1 protein-coding gene is annotated in these 332 nt (G+C 47.0%); it reads right to left on the reverse strand.

The window, feature by feature from the left end; genetic code table 11:
* Positions 1-254 (reverse strand): flagellin N-terminal helical domain-containing protein (locus tag QTO06_RS25510; RefSeq protein WP_023650275.1); only part of this gene is annotated, 254 nt, incomplete at its 3' end.
* Positions 255-332: the final 78 nt, after the last annotated feature.

The following is a 332-nucleotide window of genomic DNA, read 5'->3' on the forward strand; positions in this document are numbered from 1 at the left end:
GTCTCGTTCATTGCACCTTCAGCAGTTTGTGCAATAGAGATACCGTCGTTCGCGTTACGAACAGCCACATCCAGGCCACGGCTTTGTACGTTCAAGCGGTTCGAGATTTGAAGACCCGCAGCGTCGTCTTTCGCGCTGTTGATTTTGAAACCTGAAGACAAACGCTCCATAGAAGTTTGTTGTGCTGAGTTTGCGTTGTTTAGGTAACGCTGAGCGGTCATCGCTGATACGTTTGTGTTTACATTCACTGCCATGGTGATTTCTCCAATTGATTTTCCGATGTAGCGGTTTCCGACGTCTCGGAAAACCAAGTAGTTCTCTCAAAGTTACTT

Origin of the sequence: Vibrio sp. M260121 (assembly GCF_036533715.1) — a bacterium.
In the GTDB taxonomy this organism is placed as follows: Bacteria; Pseudomonadota; Gammaproteobacteria; order Enterobacterales; family Vibrionaceae; genus Vibrio.